Consider the following 26,102-nt stretch of genomic DNA (forward strand, 5'->3'; position numbering starts at 1 on the left):
AATCTTTTAATATAAAAAGCCGAACATCCAGAGAGGTATCTGGTTGCCCCGACCTATTTCAGCCTTATGCAACGCGTATGTTACATTCGGATTGTTCTTGATCTTTGCGCCTTCCTGGCAAATTTTGAACGGCATTACTTCGTCTACCATAAAAGAGACGTTTTTATCTCCTTTATGTACCTTATGGTCTTTCCATAAAGAATTTGCAAAGAATGTGTCGAGCACATCCTGCTCTTCCACTTTCACCGGATAGATGGAATACATCAGGTTGGAGTTGTGCATCATTATCTTTGAAGGTTTTTTAGGGAATTCTTCCCCTTTCGGATAAACCAGATTAATGAGTCGCGCATCTGCCAGATACTTGATATAGTTCATCACCGTGGCGCGAGATGTCTGTATGTCGCTTGCCAGTTGGCTCACATTTGGAGCTTTCGGCCCGTCGACAGCGAGCAAATATAGCAATTTTTTTATCTTTGAAAGATATTTCAGTTCAATTTGTTTGATGAGAAGTATATCTACTTCCACCATCATGTTCATCGTTTTCAGCAGATTCTCCGAAAAGTTACGTTTTTCAAGGAAGAACGGATAGAATCCGTGGTGCAGATAATCCTGAAAATAATCCAACGGACGGACTTTGGAGAGTACTCCTTTGGCAATCTGTTCGTGAGTGCTAAGAATTTCTTCGAGGCTATATGCCCTGAATTTCATGCCTGTTTGCAAGTTTAGGAATTCACGGAAAGAGAATCCACGCAGGTTATAGCTCTTGGCGATATCACGTAATTCAAGATTTTCTTCTTTCAGTCGCATCACGGACGAGCCGGTGAAGACAATTTTCAGGTTAGGAAAACGGTCGTAACACATGCGTAACTCTTTGCTCCATTCCGGATGTTTGAACACCTGGTCGATCAACAATACTTTTCCGCCACGTTTCTGAAATTCGTTGGCGAAGTCTACAATGCTGTGGCCCGAGAAATAGAAGTTGTTCATGTTGATGAACAGACAGGAACGGTCGTTCCCGAATTTCTCTTTGGCGTATTGGAGAAGGAAAGTGGTTTTTCCTACGCCACGTGTCCCTTTGATACCAATCAGGCGGTCGCTCCAGTCGATCTCGTCCATAAGATCGCGGCGAACGGGGGCATTGGTGTGCTCAACGAGGTAGGCGTGTGTGCGGTAGAATGATTCCATTTCAGTTCTTTGTTTTTCGGGTGGCAAATATACTGCTTTTTTTAGGATTTGCAAAGTAGAGATGGCAAAATTGTGTGTTTAATTCCAACTTTCTGTTTATTGTAGTCATTCCTGACTATTTCCTGTATATATTTGCAGAATAAAGTTTTGAATTCATTTGAAATGACAAAAAAGGCTCTTTATATATTCAATCCGGAACATGACTTGGCGTTGGCCAGCGGTGAAACTAATTATATGGCTCCAGCTTCGGCCAGACGTATGGCTTCCGAGTTGGCTTTGCTTCCGATGTGGTATGCAGAGGAGGGGAGTGCTGTATTAGCTTCTTCCGCTTATAATCTGGATTATTTGAAGCAAATGCAGGAATTGCTGGGAGTTTCGATTCATTTGATGACTGAACCGGAACTTGCTGTCGGACCGGATTTGGATATTCGTCCTTGGGGGTGGGATGTAGCTTTGCGGAAACGGCTTTTAGGGCTGGGCGTGGACGAAGCCCTGCTTCCTTCTATGGAGCAATTAAACGGTTTGCGGGAATACTCCCATCGTTCTAAAGCCGTCTCGTTACTTCCGGAATTACAACTGAATGAATATTTCTGCGGAGAATCTTATTATTTGAAGGCACTGGAAGAATGGAAAACTTTTGTGGAAGAGCGGGAATGCTGCCTGTTGAAAGCTCCGCTTTCGGGAAGCGGTAAAGGCTTGAACTGGTGTAAAGGCATATTTACTCCTTTTATTTCCGGTTGGTGTACGCGTGTGGCTGCTTCGCAGGGTGGAATCATTGCGGAACCTATATATAATAAGGTAGAGGATTTTGCCATGGAGTTTTATTCCGATGGTACAGGTGAAGTGACATTTATGGGATATTCCCTCTTCCATACCGGAAAGAGTGGGATGTATGAAGGGAATCGTTTGCTTTCTAATGAGGCAATCTGGAAACAACTTTCGCAATATGTCCCTTCAAAGGTTCTGACGGATTTGGAGAACTGCTTGAAATATAGGCTTTCTGCGTTGGTAGGAACCGTTTATAAAGGTTATCTTGGAGTTGATATGATGATTTGTCGGTTTCCGGAAAATGAAAAGCCGGTTTTTCGGATTCATCCCTGTGTGGAAATTAATCTGCGCATGAATATGGGAGTTGTTGCGCGTTTTTTATATGACCGTTATGTACATCCTGGTTCAATAGGGCGTTTTGTGATTGATTATCATCCTTCGGAAGGTGAAGCCTTGCAGGAACATGAACGAATGTCCGCAACTTATCCGTTGAAAATCAGGGAAGGTAGAGTGTACTCCGGTTATTTACCTTTGGTTCCTGTTCATAGGAGAAGTTGTTATCGGGCGTGGATATGGGTAACTCCTGATAATATTTAACTTTATCTGTTCACACCAGCCAGCGACTGATATTGCGTTTTTCCGCACTGAACTCTACCCCGATCTTTATCACTTCACGTCCGTCTGCCTGATACGGTATCAGATAGCCTTTATCGTCGATCTGCTTCAATGCCGCTTCTGCCGTGTCATGCAGCTTGAATTCGAAGACATAGATATATTTAGGTGTTTTCACTACGGCATCTGCACGACCGCGGGCGCTGCGTACTTCGGCATCGGTGAACTGTCCCATAAGTTTGAAGACAATATAGAAAACCACTTGGTAGTGACGCTCTGTCTGCTCGTTCAATTCGTAGTTGAAATCGGCAAAGAAGGCTTGCAGGCGGGTGAGAAAGGCATCGTAGTCTCCCGAACGAAGTTCTTGTACAAACTTGCCGATGTAAAATCCTTGGTCACTGTTTCTCACTCCGGTGTAAAATGGAACCAGGAAATTAATGAAGCCGTAGCGGACTTCATCATTAGGAAATTGCAATAGATAGTTACCAAATTCCCTATCGAAATCTTTTATCGTCAGATAGCCACTTTGGTAAATTAACGGAATCGGATTATTGGAATCTACACGATATTCGGAGAACATGGAAGACGGTGCTTCGATCCCGTCAAGCAAAGTACGCAGGTCGTATTCGGTTTCTTGCAGCATCTCGACGAGGAAAGTCGGTGTGCCGGTCTGGAACCAGTAATTGTCGAACACTTTTGATTTCAGGACATTCAGTACACTGAACGGGTTGAAGATACCTACTGAATTAATGCAAAAATGATAGCCATCGTAGAGACGTGTCATTCGTTGTACCGCGTCATCATAAGAAATGGAATTATTGGCTGCAAGTATCTTGATTTCCGGTTGGAAGGTATCCAATAATTCTTGAAGAGTGATGCCGCAAAGGGTTCCGTAATCGGGCCATAAAGTGATGTCCTGCAACTGGTTGAGGTCACTGAATACACTTACTTGTGAGAATTTCGTCACTCCTGTGAGGAAGACGAAACGCAGGTAGCGGTCGGCACTTTTCAATACTCCGTAAAAGGCTTTCAGGGTTTTACGGTATTCATCCAGTAAGACATCATTACCTAAAGCTTGCAACAGAGGTTTGTCGTATTCGTCTACCAGAACTACGACGCTGCTACCGGTTTGTTCGTAGGCACGACGGATGACGCCGGAGAAACGACCGGAAAGAGTGTTCTCGTCTATTCCTTTGCCATATTGGATTTCCCATAAGGTGAGTTGACGGCTGAGGATATCATAAAGTCTTTCTGGGGAATCGTACTTCTCGGCATTTAAATCCAGATGCAGCACAGGATGCTTTTCCCATTTCGTTTCCAGTTTTTCAATGGCAAGCCCTTCGAAGAGTTCTTTCTTTCCTTCAAAGTAGGCTTCAAAGGTAGAGAGAAGAAGACTTTTACCAAAACGGCGTGGACGGCTCAGGAAGTATGGAGTAGATGTATAAGCTATTTTCCATACAAGCTCTGTTTTATCTACATATAGATAATCGCCCTTACGAAGTTTCTCAAAGGTCTGTATCCCGATAGGGAGTTTACGAAGCAGGTCATTCATTGTTATTTTCCTTTTAGTGGTTCAAAGATAATCATTATTTTCGTAATATTTCGTTTTCAATATCTCAAAGAACGGGCGTTATAATTTTGTTTAACTGGAAAATTATCATTTAGCTCATTCTTGCACGGTTTTCACCACAGAGGACACGGAATTCTAAGACCTATGCAAATAATAGGCCTATAAAAAACAGTTAAAGAAGTTAAACGGGCTATTTCAGTCCGTTTACTTTTTGTAAGTCATTAACTCCACAAAGGGTGTTCCCCTTTTGACCACAGCAAACATTCTTCCTACTAGTTTAAACTTGACTGCATTTAGCACTACTCCATAAGCTTTCCCTTCCTTCCTTTTCCTTTCATAATACTCTTTCATTTCCTTATCCCATACAATCGCTGAATTAGCAGCTTGTGAAAGATCCGCTTTCAATAGTTTTGCTCCCGTGGGATAAACCCTTGTTTTACCTTTAATACTTGTTCCCGAAGAATGCTCAAAAGGAGCAATACCTAAATAACATGCATATTGACGTGCCGTTTCAAATGCCTGAAAATTATTAGTATGTATGATTGTATTCATCGCATTGATCGTCCCAATGCCTTTAATACTGTTTAAGAGCTCATAATTTCGGAGAATAGATGGGTCTGAATTGATAATTTGCAGCATTTCTTCTTCAACACTTGCAATTTCTTCATCCAGTATCTTTACCATATGGGCAGCGCGCTCAATGGTAGAAGTCATTTCACAATCTTTTCTATCAGTGAGAAAACCTTTGTATTCAGCTTGCTGCTTTACAAAACGTTTTCTCTCTGCAGCAAAGTCACGCAAACGGATAATTGAACTCCCTGACAGCTTAGAGTAAGATAGTTCATCCCGATGAAGATAAGCAAAATAGGCTATTCTTTCGGCATCTACACGGTCATTTTTCCCACGTACCAAGCCTAAGGAACGTTTTAAATGAAGAGGATTGAAAGAACAGTAATCGATGGATGCTGCTTCTAGAAAAAGGCATAAGTCAAAACTGTAAATACCCGTATTTTCCATACTAATGACCAGCCTTTTCTTTGCCATGTTTTTCTTTTTCAACCAACAAAGAAGAGATTTGTAGCCCTCTTCTTTGTTTAAGAAGCGTTCATAATTTGTTTCGTCCGCATGTTTCTTTGTAGGAACGTAAATAACAACATCCAAAGTTTTTTTTGAGATGTCAATGCCAATAAACCATTTCTTTTCCATATTTTTGCACTATTAAAGGGTTAACCATAGGTTGAACAAACTATATCCTTTAATAGGCCAACGACCTAAAATTCTAATTGGATCTGTTCAACTGATAAGGAAAGAAGGACTAATTCCGTGGATAGGGCTTCTGCCTAGAGGACACAATGGGTCACCTACTTTCCTTGGTTAACTTGTTTTAACCACAAAGGTAATATTTCAACCTTTATTTTTCACAGTGCAAATCTAAAGGAGGACACAGAGGTGAATTTGTTTTATGACTTACGGTTGTGACCCTAATTTTAATGCGTAATCCTCCTCTATAAAGTTGAAAAAACATGAAAACATCTGCCACCTGCAACCAAACGCATGTAATACAGTAGTTAATAAGTAGTTGGAGCGTTGCAGATACCTGCGACAGATAGGTTGCAGATAAAGTATCTGCAACACAGTATAAACCTTACATAAACTAATTCTCCATGAGTGCAAAAGTTTATTGTATACATTAACTTCCCGTTTCCAGGCGGGGAACTGTCGTTTCCGGCATTAGAAATTACAGTTTCCACGGCAGGAAACGAGAGTTTCTAAGGCAGGACACTACAGTTTCTACGTAAGGATACTGTCGTTTCCCCGTAGAGACACTATCATTTCTCCATAGAGTGATCCCAATTATCCCATAGCTTTGCATCAAGGAATCAAGGCTTTTTCTTTGATTATATAACGTGTTGCAGATACTTTATCTGCAACCTATCTGCCGCAGGTATCTGCCACGTTCTAACTATTTATTAACTAGTGTATTACACGCGTTTGGTTGCAGGTGGCAGATGTTTTTATGTTTTCAACTTTATAGTAGGAAAAACTTTCATTCATTTCTGCACCGTTTCATTCATTTTTGAAACAGTTTTGAAACAAATAAGTCGATTCTAAATACTTGGTTTATTGTTGGACCGTTTGCTCCTGTGTTGCTGTACTTTCATTTCCATAGCGGTCAATAGCCGTCACTGCAAAGTGCTTTTTTGCATTCCAAGGCAGGATAGGGGCATATACGTAACTCGTCTCTCGAATATTTTGTGCAACGATATTTTCTGGTCGGTTGATATCTACCGGATAATCATTAGAAGCATAAATAACATACATGGGCTTGTTGCGCTGATCGTTATCAGTAGCAGCCTGCCAGGTTAATTCGGTATATCCATTATCGATGTGGGTAGTTTTCAGTGCAGAAGGAGCAGTTGGCGCAACATTATCTAACCATGGCATCGGAGGCTGTAAAGCAGGGTATGCATAAAAATTCTCGGATAATTCATCATAAATACCCTGTGTATTCTCCATCAGGTATTTCACCCGGTAATGCCCTTCACCCGCCATTTTCTGCTTGCGGATAAAGTTCATCTGACGATCTATTTCGTCGCGTGTCCATTTACCTTCATCGGGATGGAGAAAATAAATGCCGAGTCCCGGAATCACCTGCCGTCCGTTGCTCTGTTCCTGCCAGTCGAGGGCGAAAGGGTAGAAATTGTTTCCCTGGAAATACATCATCGGATAAATCTGATCCATAATACCTTCTCCCATCCAACCTTGCGGGTCCTGATAAACGGTAAAGAAAGCATTCCATCCACGGGAGGGGTAACGAGAAGTATCACGGTATTTACCTACCGGGCAGGTACTTACTTTCACCCAAGGCTTCATAGCTTTTACACCTTTATATATATAACGTACAATTTCGGAGATATTATCCCGGCGCCACTGATCTAGGGTGCGTCCTTTATTATATCGGCGGAAATCATATTTATCAGGAAAAAGAGGAGCATTCTCTGGATAACGCAGATAGTCGAAATGCACTCCGTCCACGTCATAACCGCTAACGACTTCCCGCACCAGTTTCATCAAATACTCCTTCGTTGCCGGATGTCCCGGATTGAGGAAATATTCGCGCTTGTAAGGAACGCATATTTCTTTCATCCGCTTGGTGACAGACTGACTGCCGAGCGAAGCAACATGCTTCTTATTCCCTAGTGGGATAGTTACCATCCAGGCATGACATTCCATCCCTCGCTTATGACATTCTTCAATGGCAAAAGCCAGTGGATCATATCCTGGATTTCCTCCTGTTTTTCCGGTCAGGATCGAATTGAAAGGTTCGATTGCTGAAGGATATAATACATCTCCACGAGTACGGGTTTGAAATAGGACAGTGTTGAAGTTGGCAGCCTTTAACTTATCAAGAATATCTATTAACTCTTCTTTCTGCTTGCGGATTGTTTGAGGGTTTGTCGCACGTGTGCGAGGCCAATCCAGTCCGTACACCGCTGTCACCCATGCGGCACGAACTTCGTGCTTGGGTTGCGCAACAATTGAGAGGAAAGGAAACAAAAGTGAAAGAATGAAAATAGTATAGCGCATATCCTTTATTTTTTGTTTTAAATCCCTGCAAAGTTAGTAAAAGTGTCGGTATTGTTGGGCTGTTTCGTGAGATTATGTTACATTTGCCAAGTTAAAAAACGACACGCTATGATTACATTTACTCTATGCCTGCTGGCGTTGATAGTAGGCTATTTTACGTATGGACGCCTGATAGAACGCGTCTTTGGTCCTGACGACCGTAAAACACCGGCTCTTACCAAGGCGGATGGAGTGGACTATATTCCATTGCCCACCTGGAAGATTTTCATGATTCAATTTCTCAATATTGCCGGATTAGGTCCTATTTTCGGAGCAATCATGGGAGCGAAATTTGGTAGCTCTTCATACTTGTGGATTGTGCTGGGAAGTATTTTTGCGGGGGCAGTGCATGATTATTTTGCCGGAATGCTTTCTTTGCGTAATGGAGGTGAAAGCCTGCCGGAAATAATAGGGCGTTATTTGGGACTGACTACCAAGCAGGTGATGAGAGGATTCACTGTCATTTTAATGATTCTGGTGGGTTCGGTTTTTGTTGCAGGTCCTGCCGGATTGTTGGCTAAACTGACACCGGAAAGTTTGGATGCTACGTTTTGGATTATCGTTGTATTTGCATATTATATTCTGGCTACTTTGCTGCCTGTTGATAAAATAATTGGTAAAATCTACCCGTTGTTTGCGGTTGCCTTGTTGTTTATGGCAGTAGGCATTTTGGTGATGCTCTACGTTAACCATCCGGCTTTGCCGGAGTTATGGGACGGATTGCAAAATACTAACCCGGAAGCGAGCGAACTTCCTATCTTCCCGATTATGTTTGTGAGTATTGCTTGTGGTGCCATTTCAGGTTTCCATGCTACGCAAAGCCCATTGATGGCCCGTTGTATGACTTCGGAACGGCATGGACGTCCGGTATTTTACGGTGCAATGATTACCGAGGGCATTGTTGCTCTTATTTGGGCTGCTGCCGCTACTTATTTTTTCCATGAAAACGGAATGGAAGAAAGCAATGCTTCTGTTATCGTTGATGCCATCACAAAAGAATGGTTAGGGGCAATCGGCGGAGTACTCGCTATTTTGGGGGTGATTGCCGCTCCGATAACTTCGGGTGATACGGCTTTCCGTTCGGCACGTCTGATTGTGGCAGACTTCCTGGGGATGGAACAAAAAAGTATGCGCCGTCGTTTGTACATTTGTATTCCGATGTTTGTACTAGCTATTGGTTTGCTTTTGTATAGTTTGCGTGATGCAAACGGATTTAATATGATATGGCGTTATTTTGCCTGGGCAAATCAGACATTGGCTGTGTTTACCTTGTGGGCTATAACAGTTTTTCTGGCGGTATCCAAGAAACCTTATATCATTACTTTGGTACCGGCACTGTTTATGACATGTGTATGTTCTACTTATATATGTATTGCTCCTGAAGGATTAGGACTTTCGCATACAGTCTCCTATGGCGTTGGTATAGCGTGTGTAATGGTTGCGACTGTTTGGTTCTATATCTGGATAAATAAGCAAAAAACAAGAAAATTATCAGAATGAAGAAAATAAGAAAATCAACAGGAGTGGCGCTTGCATTCCTTATTTATGTATCTGTAACAGCGGCTTATTTGTTGCCTCGTAATACGGAAGTCAGCCTGACAGAGAAAATAATTACGGTGGCAGTTTCTTATGTCATCGTCCTCCTTCTTTGGCTGGTGCTTCGGAAAAAGGAACAAATGCGCGAACGCCGCAAAAAAGACGAACAATCTATTCACTTAAAAAAGTAAGTTTATGAAGAAATTAGCTTTGGCTCTTTGCTTATTGGCAGTCTCTTTTACTGCACAAGCGCAATTTGAGAAAGGAACTACGATTATTAATCCTTCATTGTCGGGGTTGGACTTTTCGTATAGTAAAAACGATAAAGCAAAGTTTGGAGTTGGTGCACAGGTCGGTACATTCTTTGCCGAGGGTATTGCCTTGATGGTAAATGCCGGAGCCGACTGGTCGAAACCGGTAGATGAGTATACACTGGGCACAGGAGTACGCTTCTACTTCAATAAAACCGGTATCTATCTGGGTGGTGGACTCGACTGGAACCGCTTCCGTTGGAGTGGTGGAAAACATCAGACAGACTGGGGACTGGGTATCGAAGCCGGATACGCTTACTTTCTTTCGCGTACGGTAACCATTGAACCTGCCGTTTATTATAAATGGCGTTTCAATGATGGAGATATGTCACGTTTCGGTGTGAAGATTGGATTCGGTTTCTACTTGTAAGAGAGATTGATTTTTTTCATATATTAAGCCCTTGCAGATATAGAACTTCTGCAAGGGCTTAATTACATAAATGTATTATTATAGTTTTGACGATTGCTTATCCTAGTTTTTCTTTCAGAAACTGCCCTGTATAGCTTGCTCCGCAGGCAGCAACTTCTTCCGGGGTACCCACTGCTACGATATTTCCGCCTTTATCTCCACCTTCCGGTCCGAGATCGATTACATAATCGGCACATTTGATGACGTCCATGTTATGCTCGATGATAACGATGCTGTGTCCCCGGCGAATCAATGCGTCGAAAGCATCCAGCAGTTTGCGGATATCATGAAAGTGTAATCCTGTAGTCGGTTCGTCAAAGATAAACATCGTTGGGTCAGCTTTCTCCTGACTTAAATAAAATGCGAGTTTGACACGTTGGTTTTCACCACCGGAAAGGGTAGAAGAAGCCTGTCCTAATTTGATATATCCCAGTCCTACATCCTGCAAAGGAAGCAACTTCTTCACAATTTTCTTCTGTCCATGTTCGTTGAAGAACTCAATCGCTTGGTTGACGGTCATCTCCAATACATCGTAGATACTTTTATCGTTGAATTTCACTTCCAGCGTGTCGGATTTGAAGCGTTTTCCATGACAAGATTCACACTCCAATACCAAGTCTGCCATAAATTGCATTTCTACAGTAATGGTTCCTTCTCCTTTACACTCTTCGCAACGTCCGCCTTCGCTATTGAAACTGAAGAATCCGGGGGTATATCCCATTTGCTTCGCCAAAGGTTGTTCGGACCATAGTTTACGGATTTCGTCGTAAGCCTTGATGTAAGTCACCGGATTTGAGCGCGATGATTTGCCAATCGGGTTCTGGTCTACAAATTCTACATTCCGCAGGTCACGCAAACTTCCTCCGATTGAAGAGAATTCTCCCGGTCGGTCGCTACATTCGTCTAATTCACGTTTCAATGCCCGGAAGAAAATATCTCTCACCAATGTACTCTTCCCGGAACCGGAAACACCCGTAACAACTGTCATTACATTGAGAGGGATACGTACGTTTACTCCTTTCAGATTATTCTCACGTGCGCCTTTCAATTCTATATAATTATTCCACGGGCGGCGATGCTCCGGAACAGGTATTTCATCTTCTCCTAAAAGATAACGTACCGTATAGCTGTTGCTTCCCTTCTTTAAATCCTTCATATCTCCCTGGTAAACAACTTCTCCACCCAGACGTCCGGCATTGGGACCTATGTCGATAATGTAATCCGCTGCACGGATAATCTCTTCATCGTGCTCTACCACTACTACCGTATTTCCTAATTGTTGCAGTTGACGCAACACATGGAGCAGGCGGTCTGTATCACGGCTATGCAGTCCGATGCTTGGCTCGTCGAGAATATAAAGACTGCCCACAAGGCTACTTCCCAGCGAGGTTGCCAGATTGATACGCTGGCTTTCTCCACCCGATAAGGAATTACTAAGTCGGTTCAACGTCAGATAGCCCAAACCTACATCGATTAAAAAGCGAATCCGGCTATTTATTTCAATCAGAATACGTCGGGACACATTGCTGTCGTGCTCATCCAGTTCCAGATGGTCGAAGAATTGCTTCAGTTCTGTGATGGGCAAATCCACCAGTTCGGAAATATTCTTTCCGCCCACCCGTACATATCCGGCTTCCGGTTTCAGGCGGGTGCCGTGGCATTTCGGGCAAAGCGTCTTTCCCCGGTAACGCGCCAGCATCACCCGGTATTGTATCTTATATTGATTTTCTTCCAGCATCTTGAAAAAATCATTGATGCCGTGGAAATATTGGTTGCCTTCCCAAAGTAACCTGCGTTGCGCGTCTGTCAACTCATAATAAGGAGTGAAAATGGGGAAGTCGAATTTCTCCGCATTATGAATTAATTCTTCTTTCCATTCACCCATCTTTTCGCCACGCCAGCATACGATAGCTCCTTCATATACCGATAATGAACGATCCGGAACGACTAAGTGCTCGTCAATGCCGATTACTTTGCCGAATCCTTCGCACGCCGGACAAGCGCCGATAGGCGAGTTGAATGAAAACATCTGGTCGTTCGGTTCTTCAAAGATGATGCCGTCCGCTTCGAATTTAGTGCTGAAAGTATGAAGTTTCGTAGTTCCATCCGATAGAAAAAAACGCAGCATACAGGTTCCGTCGCCTTCATACATGGCTGTTTCGGCAGAATCTGTCAGTCGGCTGATGGCGTCTTTGCTGGTGGCAACCGCCATACGGTCGACCAGCAGATAGACTTCATCACCTGCCACAGGCGTATATTCATCGATTCGTTTCATTTCACCGTTCACTTCGATACGGTTGAATCCTTGTTTCAGGTCTATCTCCAGTTGCTGTTGTAATGTGCGGTCTTCACGCAGGCGGATAGGCGTCAGTACCGTATATCTTGTGCCTTCCGGATAGGAAAGCATACAGTTGACGATGTCCTCTGTGGAGTGCTTCTTCACTTCCTGCCCGCTGATGGGACTATACGTTTTTCCCACCCGTGAATATAACAGGCGTAGATATTCGTAAATTTCAGTCGAGGTGCCCACGGTGGAACGGGGATTACGGCTGTTCACTTTTTGTTCGATGGCAATGGCGGGAGGAATTCCTTTGATAAAGTCACACTCCGGTTTGCTCATTCTCCCCAGGAACTGACGCGCGTAGCTGCTTAAGCTTTCTACGTAGCGGCGTTGTCCCTCTGCATAAAGGGTATCAAAAGCAAGTGATGATTTTCCCGAACCCGACAATCCGGTGATAACAACAAGTTTGTTGCGGGGAATATCTACATCGATGTTTTTTAGGTTGTTGACTCGTGCGCCTTTGATCGAAATATAGTTGTTTTCTGACATAAAATACTCCTTTTTTATGGTAGTCGGCAAAGTTAGCGAATTTATCGGGAGTTTGTATTATCTTTGCGTCACATTATTACGATTTAAGAATATTATGAAGCTGAAAAACTATCTTTTACTTTTAGCTCTTCTTCTGGTGGTAGGAGTGAGGGCACAGGTGCCATCAGGCAATAAATATCCTAAACGTGAATTCCGTGGAGCATGGATACAGGCTGTCAACGGCCAGTTTCGTGGCATTCCCACAGAGCGACTGAAGCAAATATTGATTAGCCAGTTGAATTCTCTTCAGGAAGCTGGAATTAATGCGATCATTTTTCAGGTGCGCCCTGAAGCGGATGCATTATACGCTTCCCAATATGAACCGTGGAGCCGTTTCCTGACAGGAACGCAAGGGCAGACGCCTTCTCCTATGTGGGACCCGATGCAGTTTATGATTGAAGAATGTCAGAAACGGAATATGGAGTTTCATGCCTGGATCAATCCTTACCGTGTGAAGACTTCATTAAAGAACAAGTTGGCGCCGGAACATATTTATCACCAGCATCCGGAATGGTTTGTTACTTATGGCGATCAGCTATATTTCGATCCGGCACTTCCCGAAAGCCGTGAACATATCTGCAAAATTGTGACCGATATTGTGTCTCGTTATGATGTAGATGCTATTCACATGGATGATTATTTCTATCCTTATCCGGTTAATGGGTTGGATTTTCCGGATGATGCAAGTTTCGCCCGTTACGGTGGAGGTTTCACCAATAAGGCAGATTGGCGTCGTAGTAATGTGAATGTGTTGATAAAGAAGCTTCATGAAACGATTCGTGGCATCAAGCCATGGGTGAAGTTCGGTATTAGTCCGTTCGGTATTTATCGTAATCAGAAAAGCGATCCGTTGGGAAGTAACACCAATGGTTTGCAGAACTATGATGATCTTTATGCCGATGTGCTTCTTTGGGCACGTGAAGGATGGATTGATTATAATATTCCGCAAATTTATTGGGAGATTGGTCACAAGGCTGCCGACTATGAGACATTGGTGAAATGGTGGGCTACTCATTCGGAAAACCGGCCGTTATTTATCGGCCAGTCAGTGCCAAAGACTGTTCAGTTTGCCGATCCGCAGAATCCTTCTATCAATCAGCTTCCCCGTAAGATGGCTTTGCAACGTGCTTACCAAACAATCGGAGGAAGCTGTCAATGGTATGCAGCAGCTGTTGTTGAGAATCAGGGTAGATATCGTGATGCTTTAATCAGTGAATATCATAAATATCCTGCTTTGATTCCAGTCTTTGATTTTATGGATGATAAAGCTCCGGGCAAGGTACGTAAAATGAAAAAGGTATGGACGGAAGATGGCTATATCCTTTTTTGGACAGCTCCGAAAGCTGATACAGAGATGGATAAGGCAGTTCAATATGTAGTCTATCGTTTTGACAGTAAAGAAAAGGTGAATTTGGACGATCCTTCTCATATTGTAGCTATCACGCGCAATCCATTCTATAGACTTCCTTATGAAACAGGAAAAACAAAATGCCGTTATGTAGTGACAGCTTTAGATCGTTTACATAATGAATCGAAATCCGTAAGTAAGAAGTTAAAACTGTAAAGGTATAGAATAAACAACGATAAAACGGTGAACACTCTGCAGAATGATAACGCAGTTTATTCACCGTTTTTTGTTTACTGTTTTTTTGTTTACTGTTCAGCCGCTTGCTATTAATAGAGCAGCAACCCCGCAATGCCGCAAGCGATAATCATTAATATCGGATTGGCTTTATATTTTCTCGTTCCGATGAAAGCAATCAGGAAGATAATGATACTGATAACGAATGAGTAAGTATCTTCAGTAGGCGAACCGAAGTTTTCTACATTCATTAGTACCAATGCGGCGGAAGCGAGTAATCCGACTACTGCCGGGCGTAATCCATTGAAAATAGATTCTACTACAGGGTGTTTCTGGTATTTCAGGAAGAACTTACTGATGGTCAGCATCAAAATAAAAGAGGGAAGGACCACAGCGAATGTCGCAATGACGGAACCCCAAACGCTACCCGTAGAAGTAAACCCTACATAAGTAGCTGCATTAATACCAATAGGTCCTGGTGTCATTTGGCTGATTGCGACAATATCAGTAAACTCCTGTGAACTTACCCATCCGTAGCGAGTCACGACCTCGCCCTGAATCATGGAAAGCATGGCATAACCGCCACCGAAGCCAAAGAGCCCGATCTTGAAAAATGTATAGAATAACTGTAGGTAAATCATGTGATTAATAATTTATTATATAATAATTTTAGGCACGGATTCCACGGATTTCACGGCTTTTAGAATTATGAATCTGTAAAACAACAGCGTTAATCCGTGCCTTCTCAACTCTCCATTCTCAACTCTCAACTTTTCTAAATTTCCCCCATAGGAAACCTCCTACACCGGCCGCAATAATAATCCAGATAGGGGAGAAGCCCAACAGCCAGATTAATAATGCCGAAACAACCGGAATCCACAGATTATAGCGGTTGATTTTGGCCGATCGCCCCATAGTAAAAGTCGGTGCGGCAATGAGTGCTACCACTGCCGGGCGGATTCCCTTAAAGATGCGTTCCACGATCGGATTGTCTTTGAAACTATGAAAGAACAGGGCGATAGCCAATATAATAATGAAAGATGGCAAGATTGTTCCCAATGCCGTGATAATACTTCCCCGGATTCCACGCAGCTTATATCCTATGAAGATAGAAATATTGACTGCCAAAATTCCCGGTGCGGATTGGGAGATAGCCAGCAGATCGATAAAATCTTCCTGCGCAATCCATTTCCGTTTGGTGACAATTTCATTTTCAATCAGTGGCACCATTGCATACCCTCCTCCAATGGTAAAGGCGCCTATTTTAAAAAAGATTCCAAATGCTTCGAGATAAATGTTCATTCTTTCTTTTCTCCTCCTTCCTTACTAACTGCTTTTTTCTCTTTGCCATATTGACTGGGACTTACATTATAATGCTTCTTAAATACTTCGCGGAAGTACTTGGCATCACTGAATCCTGTCATTTCTGCAATTTCTGTTATGGTATGTGTGTCTTCTTTTAATAGTTGTACGGCACGTTTCAGACGAATCAACCGGATATAATATAATCTCCCGGTGCCTGATCGGTCAATGCTCTTAATTTATTATAGAAACTCGTGCGGCTCATTCCCATCAGGCTGCATAATACATCTACTGTGAGAGCCGGATTGTCAATGTTATCTTCCACGTTCTTTTTGACGTTTGCAATGAATTTCCAGTCAATGTCTTGCGAACAGTTGATGCAGTCTTCATCATTTTCCTCATCATTCAGATCTAAATTTGCGAATTTGCTGCGCAATAGTGCACGGTTAGCCAGCAGATTGGCAACATTAGCTTTCAATATACCAATATTGAATGGCTTCACAACGTATTCATCCGCACCAATCTGAAGTCCCGAGAGAATATCTTTCTCATTATTCAAAGCAGTCAGCAGGATAACAGGAATGTGGGAGGTTTCGATATTATTCTTGATAGCTTGGCATAATTCATCCCCCCGCATTTCAGGCATCATAATGTCTGAAATAACCAGCTCTGGTTTGTACTCGGGAATAATCGTCAATGCTTCTTTTCCATTGGAGCAAACCTGTACGAAATACTCCTCGGATAACGTTTGCGACAGATAGTTGCGCAACTCATCATTATCTTCCACAATCAAGATGCGACGATGATTAATGTTCTCTTTCTTTTGTGCATTTTCGTAAATTTCAGGTGATGGAGGCGGAACGTTATCAATCGTATTTTCTATACGCTGTTTGCTCGGAGTTGCCAGATGTGCTTTCCGGAAGCGCTTGCTGTCTTTAGGGAATGTTATTTTGATAACCGATCCCTGGTTTTCGATGCTTGACAGATTAATCTTTCCTTTATGCAGGCGGACTAGCTTCCATACAAGCATCAGTCCGATACCACTTCCTGTTACTTTGGAATTAATAGCATTGCTGCCACGGAAATGAAGTTTGAACAATTTCTTTTGTTCATTGGCCGGGATGCCGATTCCTGTGTCTCTGACTTCCACGCTCCATGAGTCAGATGTTTCTGAAACGAAAACCTGTACATTTCCATTTTCCGGAGTATATTTCAGTGCGTTCGAAATGATGTTCTTAAAGATAGATTCCATCTTTTCTTTATCAAACCATACGTTCATATACCTGAAATTACTTTCATAAGTGAAGTTGATATGTTTGATGTTGGCGTACTGCTGGAACGCGTTGAATATTTCATTCATAAACGTGTTTAGCTCATGCTCTGAAATATATAATTCGGAAGAATATACGTCCGCTCTTTCAAAGTTGATAAGATTGGTGGTAAGACGTAATAGGGCATTTACGTTTCGTAATGCCGTATTCATGTTCGAAATACCTTCTTTACTCAACTCCTCTTTCTCGCGTAGTTCTTCCAAAGGTGCTTTGATAAGCGTCAATGGGGTACGGATATCATGTGCCGTATTGATAAAGAAGTGTATTTTCTCATCGGAGACTTTGCGTTGCTTCCTCAAAATCAGTATACGCAATAGGACGATGGCAATGAGACAAAGGATAGCTGTATAAACCAGCATGGCCCAGAATGTCAGCCAGAAAGGTTGGGCTATGATAATATCCATACTTCTTTCTTCAAGCATGATGCGTTTGTCTTCATTGGAGATGGCACGTACCCTTAGCGTATATTTGCCCGGGGCAAGATTGGTGTAACGAATCGTGTTCTCTGTTCCGGGTTTGCTCCATTTATCATAGAAACCTTCTAGCCTCCAAGAGTAAAGAATATTGGAAGGATAGTCATAGTTGATGGAAGAAACCTGCAAAGAGAATCTGTTTTGATTGTATTTTAACTTTAGTACCTTTGTATCATTGATGCTTGCTTTCAACGGAGAATCCTCATCACCCGGATAGATTGTTTGATAAAAAAGCTTGAAATCGCTGAAAATCATTTTAGAAGAATAACTTCTGGGCAATTTCATATCCTTGTCAAATTCCACTGCTCCGTCAGAACTGCCTAAAATGAATTTATTGTTTTTCCGTAACGTACCTGATAGCGCATTGAAATGGGTGGTCATCAATCCCATATCTTTGGTCCAGTTATAGAATTTTTTCTCATTGGGATAAAAACTTGTCAATCCGCTTTCTGTACTCATGATTATATCTTTGTCCGCATCCGATAATATGGTATAGATATTATTGGATATCAAAGCACAGTTTTCCGTGTGGTAATGAGTGAACAGTTTTTTATTAATATCGTAAATCAATAGTCCCGACCCGCTGGTACCTATATACAATGAACCGTTTTTTGCTTGGTACAGGGAATAGATATAGTTCGACTCTACCGGAAGTTTTATGCGCTCGAATTTTCCGGATTCTTTATCTAAAAGACATAGGCCGGTGGCACTACCGATCCACATACTTTTTTCATCTTTCTCAACGATGGCGGTAATGGAATTTAATCCATCATAAAACCGTACTTCCTGCGTCTTCAGATTAATACGCTTGAGGTTGTAGAATCCTCCCGACCAGATATAACCCTGCATATCTGTACGAATATCACGTATATATTTATCCGGTCGCTTGTTTGTATGAATGTACAAAGGCGGCATGAAATAGCTGACACTGAACGTTTTCTTATCTATCTGGTAAGCACCGGAAGAGTACCCGCCTGCCCAGATAATTCCGGGAGCCACTTCGCATATAGTAAGAAAGATATGGCTTTTATTACCTTGCGACTCTTCAAAAGCACTAAGCACCGATCGCCATTGTCCGGTCTTTGAATTAAAAAAACTGATGCCATTGTTCGTTGCAAACCATAAATCTCCCTCTCTGTCTTCAATAATGGCATTTACTTGATCGTTGATTAAAGACTGTTTGTTACCGATGGAGTGCTTAATCCATTTGTAGCTCGTATAACGGTTGTTTTGTATCGTGATTCCGATGGGATAATTAGCCAGCCATATCCGTTCTTCATCATCCACAAAAATGTCATTGATACTGTTACCGTTCATGCCACAATTACTGTTATAATCAGCCACAATTTCGGGTACTATTTGATAAGTATCCATATTTATTTTGTGTACTCCTCCGCCATCGGTAGCTATTAATAACTCTTTGTCATTTAGCGGCTTGAACCGTGTGATACTGATATCTTTCAGGTTATAATCCGGTCGTATGACGGATTTGGTATTCATATCATAAACCATAATTCCCCGCAAGAAAGTGCCGATGAATAGTTTCCGAATCTTTTTGTCGAAGTGTAAATCGCTTACTTGGGCTTTCACGCTCTCCAACTTATCGCAATTGATAAGTTTCAATGCGTTGTTTTCTAATTGGGCATAATGAATCCCCATTTCCGTACCGATGAAGAAATGCGATTCGTCTATTTGTTCAATATCAGTGATTTCTTCACTTATATCATTCTTTATATGGGTGACTTGTTTGGTGTCCGTATTATAGAGAAAGATAGTATCTTTATTGCATAGCCAGATGTGTTTGTTCTGGTCGAGCCAGGCATAAGTGACCGGGTCCGGCTGTTCGCTGAAACTTTCCATCGGTAATTTATATACAAGACTGAAGCAGTCGTGAATCTGGTCATACCGGAATACTTTTCCTTTTTTCCCGATTTCCCATAAGACTCCTTCCTGATCAATATAAAGCCAGTTTAGATTTAACAGAGAGTTCACTTCTGCGTCACCATCCATTAACTTATATCGTTTAAACTCTTTTCCATTGTATCGATCAATACCTTCGTGCGTGAGGAACCACATGTATCCGGTTTTATCTTTTTGAATGCAGTAAACCCGCCGGTTACTTAACCCATCCTCCACTCCGAGATATCGATACGTCTGCGCGACACAAATTAGAGGAAACAATAAGATTAGAAAAAGCCATTTTTTCATACAAATAGGACTTTTAAGGGTTATTGAATCTTTTATGAGGGGGAAAGTTTGACAAAATTAAGAAGATTTTTTGATATTACAAAATTTTGATGAAAGATAACAGCGCTCCAAAAATGAAGAAAATAGACTATTTTATAACTATTTGTATATACTGTTTGTTTTCGGTATTTTGGTATCTATCAGAAGTCTTCCGGTAGAATGGAAAGTTCCGTAAAATAAGAGGCTGGCACTATTTAAAGTACCAGCCTCTGTAAAATATGGAAATGATTTATTTCATTTTTGCTTCCACCCATTTGCGAGCGTTGACAAATGCTTCTATCCATGGAGTAACTTGATCGCTGTTCTTGCGGTCTGCCGGATAACAACCGTTTTGCCATGGGAAGATAGAACGTTCCAAGTGAGGCATGATAGCCAGATGGCGTCCGTCTGCACTAGCCAATGCTGCGATAGAATAATCGGAACCGTTCGGGTTGCCCGGATATTCATCATAGCTATACTTCGCTACTACATTGTATTTGTCTTCGTCATACGGCAAAGAGAATTTTCCTTCTCCGTGAGCTACCCAGATACCCAGTTTGCTTCCGCTCAAAGAGCCGAACATCACACTGCGGTTGGTCGGGATAGTAAGGCCGAGGAAGCGTGATTCGAACTTGTGCGAATTGTTATGCAACATCTTGCCTTTCTTCTTCAGTTCCGGGTTGATAAGACCGAGTTCCATCATCAGCTGGCAACCGTTGCAGACACCTAATGACAATGTATCTTCGCGTGCATAGTATTTATCCAATGCTTCCTTAGCTTTCGGATTGAACAAGAATGCGCCTGCCCATCCTTTAGCAGAGCCCAGTACGTCAGAGTTAGAGAAACCACCGCAGTAAACAATCATGTTTATGTCTTCCAGTGTTTCGCGTCCGCTGATGAGGTCGGTCATTGTAACGTCTTTTACGTCGAAACCTGCCAAATAGAGTGAGTAAGCCATTTCGCGCTCACCGTTTGTACCCTTCTCGCGGATGATAGCTGCACGGATACCGCTTGGGGTACGACGATCCGGAGTGATACCGTATTGAGAAAGCTTACCTTTGAATTCCGGCATGAAAGCGAATTCAACAGGTTGCATCTTATAGTTTTCGAAACGTGCTTTTGCGCAACCGTTCATAGATTGTTTGCGGTCGAGCAGGTAAGAAGAAGAATACCAGACATCACGCATATAATCGATACCGAATTGGTAAGTAGCACCGTCTTTAGATACCAAAATGTGGCGTTCGTCAGTCGGTTTACCCAACTTCATATAGCCTACGCCTGCATCTTCCAGAATCTTCTTCACTTCATCCTTGTGCTTGTCGCTGATCTGGATAACGATACCCGGGTTTTCCGCGAACAGAATCTTAACGATATCTTCTTCCTTCATCTTGTCGAGGCTGATTTCCAAACCGCCTTCTACATTAGAGAAGCACATTTCGAGCAATGTAGTGATTAAACCACCGGCAGATATATCGTGTCCTGCAAGGATCAATCCTTTGTTTACAAGTTCCTGTACGGCAAGGAAAGCGTCACGGAAATATTCGGCATCCTGTACGCAAGGTACTTCGTCACCCACTTTACCCAAAGATTGTGCGAAAGCCGAACCACCTAATTTCAGTTCGTCGAAGCTGAAGTCAATATGATAAAGTGTAGTCTTTTCATTGTTAACCAATACCGGAGATACCACTTTCTTCACGTCGGAAACTTCACCGCCGGCAGAAACAATCACAGTTCCCGGAGAAATCACTTTCTCACCGTTCGGATACTTTTGTGTCATTGACAAAGAGTCTTTTCCGGTAGGCACATTGATTTGCAGTGCGCAGCAGAAGTCGCTCAATGCTTTTACAGCCGTGTACAGACGGGCATCTTCACCTTCTTGAGAACGGCAAGGCCACATCCAGTTGGCAGATAGAGAAATACTGTCCATACCTTCCGCCATCGGAGCCCAAACAAGATTGGTCAGTGCTTCAGATACGGAAAGGATAGAACCGGCAGCCGGATCAGCCAATGCTGCTTGCGGAGCATGTCCGATAGAAGTCGCGATTCCTTTTTCGCCACGGTAGTCAAGTGCAACGACACCGCAGTCACTCAACGGCAACTGAAGTTCGCCCTGACATTGCTGGCGTGCCACTTTACCTGTTACCGAGCGGTCTACCTTATTTGTCAACCAGTCTTTGCAGGCAACAGCTTCAAGCTGCAATACATTCGTCAGATATTCATGTAATTTAGACAATTCGTATTTCGGCATTTCGTAATGACGTTCCACGGTTTTGTCTACCATATATGTCTTGGGAGAAGAACCGAACATTTGCTCTACAGCAAGGTCAAACGGACGTACACCGTCAGCCTGTTGGAAGGCGAAACGATGATCGCCGGTTGTTTCACCGACTACGTACATCGGAGCGCGTTCGCGTTCGGCAATCTTGCGTACATGTTCGATGGCTTCTTCTTTAATCAATAGCCCCATACGTTCCTGGCTTTCGTTGGCAATGATTTCTTTTGCCGACAAAGTCTTGTCGCCGATAGGCAATTTGCTCATATCGATTAAACCACCACATTCTTCCACTAGTTCGGATAGACAGTTTACGTGTCCGGCAGAGCCGTGGTCGTGGATAGAAACCACCGGATTCACCTCTTCTTCACAAAGAGCACGTACTACGTTGTTGGCACGTTTCTGCATTTCAGCATTAGCACGTTGTACGGCATTCAACTCGATACCACTGCTGTAACGGCCGGTATCTACAGAAGATACAGAACCGCCACCCAATCCGATACGATAGTTGTCACCACCGATTACCACCACTTTGTTTCCTGCTTCAGGTGTGCCTTTCAGGCAGTCACGTTGTGTACCGTAACCCACACCGCCGGCAAGCATGATTACTTTGTCGTACCCATAAACTTCTTTGTTTTCTGTATGTTCGAAAGTCAGTACTGAACCGCAGATCAGCGGCTGACCGAACTTGTTACCGAAGTCGGAAGCACCGTTGGATGCTTTGATAAGAATCTGTTCCGGAGTCTGGTACAACCATTTGCGTACCGGAAGAATTTCTTCCCATTCACGTCCTTCATCGGTGCGCGGATAAGAAGTCATGTAGACAGCAGTACCTGCAATCGGCCATGAGCCTTTACCACCACCCATACGGTCGCGGATTTCACCTCCGGTACCGGTAGAAGCACCGTTGAACGGTTCTACAGTAGTAGGGAAATTATGTGTTTCCGCTTTCAGTGAGATTACACTCTTGATGTCCTTTACCTGGAAGAAATCAGGTTTTGAATGATCTGCCGGAGCAAACTGTTCAACAACCGGACCTTCGGCAAAGGCTACATTATCTTTATAAGCAGAGATGATTTTATTCGGATTTTCCTGTGTCGTCTTTTTAATCATCTGGAACAGAGAAGACTCCTGTTCTACACCGTCGATGATGAACGTTCCGCCGAAGATTTTGTGGCGGCAGTGTTCGGAGTTGATTTGTGCGAAACCAAATACTTCGGAGTCAGTCAGTTTTCGTCCGAGATCATTTTCTACTTTCTTCAGATAGTCCATTTCTTCTTTAGAAAGAGCCAGACCTTCTTTTTCGTTGTACACTTCGAGATCTTCGATGTAGATGATCGGTTCCGGCTGACGGTTTGTCGTGAATACGTTTTGGTCGAGTCCTTTGTACATGCGTTGGAGCATCGGGTCGTAGTCTGCGTTTTCGTCCTTAACAGGGAAGTACTCCTCGATGCGGCTGATGCCTTCGAGCCCCATGTTTTGGGTGATTTCTACTGCGTTTGTACTCCAGGGAGTGATCATTTCGCGGCGTGGGCCAACGAAACAGCCTTTCAGGTTTTCTTCACTTTCCATCACGGCTTCGCCAAAAAGCCAGCAGAGTTTATTACTTTCGTCAGGGGTGAGCTGATGGTTGCTCTCTACGGCAATCACGCTCTTGGAAGGGGTTCTGAAAAAAAGAATCATGTTGTATATTTACGATTTTACGATTTACGATTTTACGATTGAAGTTCCTGCAGGAGAAACTCTTCTCTTTTTCTGTGGCGCAAAGATAATCAATTTCGTTGGTGGTAGGAAAAAAATAGAGAATAAATTCCTATACCTTATTTAATATGTTTATTTTTGATGTACGTTTTACTTATTATCGCTATATATAGTGATTCTTGTGTGGAAAAAACGTTAATATACTATCCCCATATCACAAAAAAGTGCGATATTTGCGACATGATTCAGATAGAGACAATATTCGATATATTAGTGAAAGGCTTTATTATTGGCGTTGTTGTGTCCGCACCCCTCGGTCCGGTGGGCGTATTATGCATCCAGAGGACTCTGAATAAAGGGCGTTGGTACGGATTCGTAACAGGGCTGGGAGCCTCGTTGAGCGATATAGCATACGCTTTGCTCACCGGTTATGGGATGAGTTTTGTGTTCGATTATATCAATAAGAATATTTTCTATTTGCAGTTATTGGGGAGTGTCATGCTACTCCTTTTTGGTATATATACCTTTCGTAGCAATCCGGTGCAATCCATTCGTCCGGCTTCGTCCAGCAAAGGTTCTTATTTCCATAATTTTATTACCGCCTTTTTCGTCACTCTATCCAACCCCTTGATAATCTTCCTGTTTATCGGACTTTTTGCCCGCTTTGCCTTTGTGCAGCCGGGAGTCCTGGTGTTTGAAGAGATCACGGGATATCTTGCAATTGCTATAGGAGCATTGACTTGGTGGTTGGGTATCACTTATTTTGTGAATAAGGTGCGCACTAAATTCAATTTACGTGGTATCTGGATACTGAATCGTGTTGTAGGAAGTATCGTAATGCTGGTATCTGTTGCCGGATTGATTTATACTTTGTTGGGAGAGTCACTTTATTAAGAGATAACATAATGAATCAGATAGCACAACAACTGAAAGAGAAGAATATTGCCGAATACCTTATATATATGTGGCAAGAGGAAGACTTGATCCGTGCCAATCATTGTGAACCGGAAGAGATGGAGGCAAATGTAATTGCCCGCTATCCGGAAGATCAGCGGCCTGCCATGCGAGAATGGTATACCAACCTGATTACAATGATGGGCGAGGAAGGAGTACGGGAAAAGGGTCATCTGCAGATTAATAAGAACGTGATTATCAATCTGACAGAGTTGCACAACGCATTGTCCTCTTCTCCTAAATTTCCTTTTTACAGTGCTGCTTATTTCAAGGCATTACCGTTTATCGTAGAATTACGGAATAAAAACGGCAAGAAAGATGAACCCGAACTGGATACCTGTTTTGAAGCGTTGTATGGAGTACTTCTGCTTCGTCTTCAAAAGAAGCCTATCAGCGAAGGCACTGCGAAGGCAGTGGAAGCTATCACTAGTTTCCTTTCTATGTTGGCAAATTATTATGATAAAGACCGTAAAGGTGAATTAAAACTGGATGAATAAATGAGAATTTTAGTAACGGGTGCCAACGGTCAGCTTGGCAATGAGATGCAGGTGCTTGCGAAAGAGAACCCGCAACATACGTATTATTTCACAGATGTGCAGGAACTCGACATCTGCGACAAGCAAGCTGTGTGGACTTATATGGCAGAGAAGCAGATTGAGCTTGTTGTTAATTGTGCTGCTTATACAGCTGTAGATAAAGCTGAAGATAATCAAGAATTAGCATACAAATTGAATTGTGAAGCACCGAAACAACTGGCAAGTGCGGCCCAAGTCAATGGTGCTGCCATGATACAAGTATCTACTGATTATGTATTTGACGGTACTGCGCATACTCCATACACAGAAGACTGCGATCCTTGCCCGGATTCTGTATACGGCACCACTAAACTGGAAGGAGAAAAGGAGGTAATGAATCACTGCGAGCAAGCAGTCGTTATCCGTACCGCATGGCTCTATTCTACTTTTGGCAATAATTTCGTAAAGACGATGCTTCGTCTTGGAAAAGAGCGTGACAGCCTGGGAGTTGTTTTCGACCAGATCGGAACTCCGACGTATGCCAATGACCTGGCACGGGCTATCTATACTATTATTAATAAAGGTATCGTTCGCGGTATCTACCATTTCAGTAATGAGGGAGTTTGTTCCTGGTATGATTTCACGGTAGCTATTCATCGTCTGGCAGGAATAACCACCTGCAAAGTGAAACCTTTGCATACAGCCGAATATCCCGCGAAAGCAAACCGCCCGGCATATTCCGTGCTTGATAAAACAAAAATAAAAACAACGTTCGATATAGAGATTCCTCATTGGGAGGAGAGGCTCAAACAATGCTTGATAAAATTAGGAATGAAAAATGAAGAATGAAGAATTTCGA

At 42.7% G+C, this 26,102-nt stretch carries 16 protein-coding genes and 1 pseudogene; 8 read left to right on the forward strand and 9 right to left on the reverse strand.

From position 1 onward, the window contains the following. Positions 1-6: 6 nt before the first annotated feature. Positions 7-1,185 carry an ATP-binding protein gene (locus HMPREF9009_RS22875; RefSeq protein ID WP_004311727.1) on the reverse strand — a complete coding sequence of 393 codons (1,179 nt, stop codon included), beginning with the start codon at positions 1,183-1,185 and terminating at the stop codon, positions 7-9. Between the two features lie 162 nt (positions 1,186-1,347). Here HMPREF9009_RS22875 and HMPREF9009_RS22880 point away from each other — a divergent pair, with 162 nt between their 5' ends. Further along, a complete protein-coding gene (locus HMPREF9009_RS22880) occupies positions 1,348-2,550 on the forward strand; it encodes a hypothetical protein (protein WP_049703483.1) in 1,203 nt (400 codons plus the stop codon). Positions 2,551-2,560: 10 nt separating this feature from the next. Here the strand turns inward: HMPREF9009_RS22880 and HMPREF9009_RS22885 are convergent, their stop codons facing one another. The 3 genes from HMPREF9009_RS22885 to HMPREF9009_RS22895 all read right to left on the reverse strand — a co-directional run bounded on the left by HMPREF9009_RS22885 (position 2,561) and on the right by HMPREF9009_RS22895 (position 7,723). After that, positions 2,561-4,117: an ATP-binding protein gene (locus HMPREF9009_RS22885; RefSeq protein ID WP_004300977.1), complete on the reverse strand. Its 1,557-nt coding sequence runs from the start codon at positions 4,115-4,117 to the stop codon at positions 2,561-2,563. A gap of 222 nt (positions 4,118-4,339) precedes the next feature. After that, a complete protein-coding gene (locus HMPREF9009_RS22890; RefSeq protein WP_004297445.1) occupies positions 4,340-5,341 on the reverse strand; it encodes an IS110 family transposase in 1,002 nt (333 codons plus the stop codon). A gap of 915 nt (positions 5,342-6,256) precedes the next feature. Next, positions 6,257-7,723 carry a glycoside hydrolase family 10-like protein gene (locus HMPREF9009_RS22895; RefSeq protein WP_049703484.1) on the reverse strand — a complete coding sequence of 489 codons (1,467 nt, stop codon included), beginning with the start codon at positions 7,721-7,723 and terminating at the stop codon, positions 6,257-6,259. A gap of 108 nt (positions 7,724-7,831) precedes the next feature. Between HMPREF9009_RS22895 and HMPREF9009_RS22900 the strand changes: the two genes are divergently transcribed. Genes HMPREF9009_RS22900 through HMPREF9009_RS22910 form a run of 3 tightly spaced genes read left to right on the forward strand, consistent with a single transcriptional unit; the run spans position 7,832 to position 9,979 of the window. Continuing rightward, positions 7,832-9,262: a carbon starvation CstA family protein gene (locus HMPREF9009_RS22900; RefSeq protein WP_049703485.1), complete on the forward strand. Its 1,431-nt coding sequence runs from the start codon at positions 7,832-7,834 to the stop codon at positions 9,260-9,262. Beyond that, the gene (locus HMPREF9009_RS22905; protein WP_004300962.1) at positions 9,259-9,489 is read left to right on the forward strand and encodes a hypothetical protein; all 231 of its coding nucleotides are present in this window, start codon (positions 9,259-9,261) and stop codon (positions 9,487-9,489) included. The genes HMPREF9009_RS22900 and HMPREF9009_RS22905 overlap by 4 nt, the downstream gene beginning before the upstream one ends. A gap of 4 nt (positions 9,490-9,493) precedes the next feature. Further along, complete coding sequence (locus HMPREF9009_RS22910) at positions 9,494-9,979, forward strand: outer membrane beta-barrel protein (protein WP_004300961.1); 486 nt, start codon at positions 9,494-9,496, stop codon at positions 9,977-9,979. A 97-nt stretch (positions 9,980-10,076) separates the two neighbouring features. Here the strand turns inward: HMPREF9009_RS22910 and uvrA are convergent, their stop codons facing one another. Further along, positions 10,077-12,848 carry an excinuclease ABC subunit UvrA gene (uvrA, locus tag HMPREF9009_RS22915; protein WP_049703486.1) on the reverse strand — a complete coding sequence of 924 codons (2,772 nt, stop codon included), beginning with the start codon at positions 12,846-12,848 and terminating at the stop codon, positions 10,077-10,079. A 16-nt stretch (positions 12,849-12,864) separates the two neighbouring features. Between uvrA and HMPREF9009_RS22920 the strand changes: the two genes are divergently transcribed. Then, positions 12,865-14,451 (forward strand): glycoside hydrolase family 10-like protein, encoded by a 1,587-nt coding sequence (locus HMPREF9009_RS22920; protein ID WP_198154763.1) that lies wholly within the window; start codon positions 12,865-12,867, stop codon positions 14,449-14,451. 110 nt (positions 14,452-14,561) lie between these two features. On the opposite strand, the gene HMPREF9009_RS22925 is transcribed toward HMPREF9009_RS22920, so the two are convergent. The 4 genes and pseudogenes from HMPREF9009_RS22925 to purL form a co-directional block, all read right to left on the reverse strand. Further along, positions 14,562-15,110, reverse strand: coding sequence for a chromate transporter (locus tag HMPREF9009_RS22925; protein ID WP_022200064.1), 549 nt, complete (start codon positions 15,108-15,110; stop codon positions 14,562-14,564). A gap of 118 nt (positions 15,111-15,228) precedes the next feature. Beyond that, a complete protein-coding gene (locus tag HMPREF9009_RS22930) occupies positions 15,229-15,771 on the reverse strand; it encodes a chromate transporter (protein ID WP_004327029.1) in 543 nt (180 codons plus the stop codon). Continuing rightward, positions 15,768-19,783: pseudogene (locus HMPREF9009_RS22935) on the reverse strand (two-component regulator propeller domain-containing protein). The gene HMPREF9009_RS22930 and the pseudogene HMPREF9009_RS22935 overlap by 4 nt, the downstream one beginning before the upstream one ends. Before the next feature lie 268 nt (positions 19,784-20,051). Continuing rightward, positions 20,052-23,756 (reverse strand): phosphoribosylformylglycinamidine synthase, encoded by a 3,705-nt coding sequence (gene purL, locus HMPREF9009_RS22940; RefSeq protein ID WP_049703488.1) that lies wholly within the window; start codon positions 23,754-23,756, stop codon positions 20,052-20,054. Positions 23,757-24,014: 258 nt separating this feature from the next. Here purL and HMPREF9009_RS22945 point away from each other — a divergent pair, with 258 nt between their 5' ends. The 3 genes from HMPREF9009_RS22945 to rfbD are packed head-to-tail and all read left to right on the forward strand — an operon-like array spanning position 24,015 to position 26,092. After that, positions 24,015-24,668: a LysE family translocator gene (locus tag HMPREF9009_RS22945; protein ID WP_004314184.1), complete on the forward strand. Its 654-nt coding sequence runs from the start codon at positions 24,015-24,017 to the stop codon at positions 24,666-24,668. Positions 24,669-24,679: 11 nt separating this feature from the next. Continuing rightward, complete coding sequence (locus tag HMPREF9009_RS22950; protein WP_004314187.1) at positions 24,680-25,225, forward strand: DUF4924 family protein; 546 nt, start codon at positions 24,680-24,682, stop codon at positions 25,223-25,225. Further along, on the forward strand, positions 25,226-26,092 hold the full coding sequence (gene rfbD, locus HMPREF9009_RS22955; protein ID WP_049703489.1) for a dTDP-4-dehydrorhamnose reductase: 867 nt from the start codon (positions 25,226-25,228) through the stop codon (positions 26,090-26,092). It begins immediately after the preceding gene. Positions 26,093-26,102: the final 10 nt, after the last annotated feature.

This window comes from Bacteroides sp. 3_1_13 (genome assembly GCF_001185845.1).
GTDB lineage: Bacteria > Bacteroidota > Bacteroidia > Bacteroidales > Bacteroidaceae > Bacteroides > Bacteroides xylanisolvens.

What these genes read in the sequence shown, in the direction of transcription:
- HMPREF9009_RS22875 (WP_004311727.1), bottom strand. Translation starts at nt 1,185, where the DNA reads ATGGAATCATTCTACCGCACACACGCCTACCTCGTTGAGCACACCAAT.
- HMPREF9009_RS22880 (WP_049703483.1), top strand. Translation starts at nt 1,348, where the DNA reads ATGACAAAAAAGGCTCTTTATATATTCAATCCGGAACATGACTTGGCG.
- HMPREF9009_RS22885 (WP_004300977.1), bottom strand. Translation starts at nt 4,117, where the DNA reads ATGAATGACCTGCTTCGTAAACTCCCTATCGGGATACAGACCTTTGAG.
- HMPREF9009_RS22890 (WP_004297445.1), bottom strand. Translation starts at nt 5,341, where the DNA reads ATGGAAAAGAAATGGTTTATTGGCATTGACATCTCAAAAAAAACTTTG.
- HMPREF9009_RS22895 (WP_049703484.1), bottom strand. Translation starts at nt 7,723, where the DNA reads ATGCGCTATACTATTTTCATTCTTTCACTTTTGTTTCCTTTCCTCTCA.
- HMPREF9009_RS22900 (WP_049703485.1), top strand. Translation starts at nt 7,832, where the DNA reads ATGATTACATTTACTCTATGCCTGCTGGCGTTGATAGTAGGCTATTTT.
- HMPREF9009_RS22905 (WP_004300962.1), top strand. Translation starts at nt 9,259, where the DNA reads ATGAAGAAAATAAGAAAATCAACAGGAGTGGCGCTTGCATTCCTTATT.
- HMPREF9009_RS22910 (WP_004300961.1), top strand. Translation starts at nt 9,494, where the DNA reads ATGAAGAAATTAGCTTTGGCTCTTTGCTTATTGGCAGTCTCTTTTACT.
- uvrA (WP_049703486.1), bottom strand. Translation starts at nt 12,848, where the DNA reads ATGTCAGAAAACAACTATATTTCGATCAAAGGCGCACGAGTCAACAAC.
- HMPREF9009_RS22920 (WP_198154763.1), top strand. Translation starts at nt 12,865, where the DNA reads ATGGTAGTCGGCAAAGTTAGCGAATTTATCGGGAGTTTGTATTATCTT.
- HMPREF9009_RS22925 (WP_022200064.1), bottom strand. Translation starts at nt 15,110, where the DNA reads ATGATTTACCTACAGTTATTCTATACATTTTTCAAGATCGGGCTCTTT.
- HMPREF9009_RS22930 (WP_004327029.1), bottom strand. Translation starts at nt 15,771, where the DNA reads ATGAACATTTATCTCGAAGCATTTGGAATCTTTTTTAAAATAGGCGCC.
- purL (WP_049703488.1), bottom strand. Translation starts at nt 23,756, where the DNA reads ATGATTCTTTTTTTCAGAACCCCTTCCAAGAGCGTGATTGCCGTAGAG.
- HMPREF9009_RS22945 (WP_004314184.1), top strand. Translation starts at nt 24,015, where the DNA reads ATGATTCAGATAGAGACAATATTCGATATATTAGTGAAAGGCTTTATT.
- HMPREF9009_RS22950 (WP_004314187.1), top strand. Translation starts at nt 24,680, where the DNA reads ATGAATCAGATAGCACAACAACTGAAAGAGAAGAATATTGCCGAATAC.
- rfbD (WP_049703489.1), top strand. Translation starts at nt 25,226, where the DNA reads ATGAGAATTTTAGTAACGGGTGCCAACGGTCAGCTTGGCAATGAGATG.